This window comes from Vibrio sp. 1069 (genome assembly GCF_033340555.1).
In genome coordinates this window covers 1-735 of the sequence record NZ_JAWOWP010000320.1, presented here as the reverse complement: position 1 = coordinate 735, position 735 = coordinate 1, and the positions used below count along the sequence as shown (strand labels likewise).

Below are 735 nucleotides of genomic sequence, written 5' to 3'. Positions count from 1 at the left end.
AGTGTACGTACTTCACCTCTGTTAATCAAAGAACCTGCGTTGAATGTCCGTTCTGCAAAGAACAAGGAAGGCATGGTGGTGGGGAGAAAGAGTGTGCTTGAGTAGACTATGACATTTCGGACCAGAAGATGAGCGCCCAAACTTTGCGGCGCTCATTTTTTTACTTCTTCTGTGGGATACGGTAGCGCTCCAGCTCGACAGCTCCCAACCCCTTGAAAGCATCCGGGCGACGTCCTTGCCCACTCCACGAAACTCCGTCTTTTGAATATTTAGCATTATCAGGTTCTGATCTGCTCGTGAACATTTCGTTGAGCAAGCCGATGTCCACACCGCAGGATTCCATGTCGCTCATTATTCGCTCAGCCTGAGCTCGCTTTTCTTTTTCTTCTTCTTCTCGCTTTTTGTACTCTTCCTCCAGTTCATTGAGAACGCCCTTCATTCTGTCAATGATCTCCCGAACTTCATCTAACGGGAGTCCTCGCAACAGGGTGCGAATGCGGCTTTTACGCTTTAACTCTGCGATTATTAACTCTCTACGTTCAGCCGCTGATAGCGTAGAGAACTCCTCGTGGTCTTTCATGTCATACGGAGCCCATCAGTTTTCCTTTAAGTGAATCACGTTGAGAGTTCAGTTTTGCGTCAGTCTGCACTGGCGAATTTTGATGCTGTGCAGGTTGACTCTCTGAACTCTGTTGCTCAAAAGACCCAATGTTGCCAGAAAATCGAAGAGAATAA

1 protein-coding gene is annotated in these 735 nt (G+C 47.3%); it reads right to left on the bottom strand.

Going from position 1 to position 735, the window contains the following annotated elements:
• Positions 1–160: 160 nt before the first annotated feature.
• On the bottom strand, positions 161–580 hold the full coding sequence (locus R7040_RS26255) for an H-NS family nucleoid-associated regulatory protein (RefSeq protein WP_000651490.1): 420 nt from the start codon (positions 578–580) through the stop codon (positions 161–163).
• Positions 581–735 lie beyond the last annotated feature (155 nt).

Excerpts from the sequence above, each read along its gene's own strand:
- R7040_RS26255 (WP_000651490.1), bottom strand. The coding sequence starts at position 580 with ATGAAAGACCACGAGGAGTTCTCTACGCTATCAGCGGCTGAACGTAGA.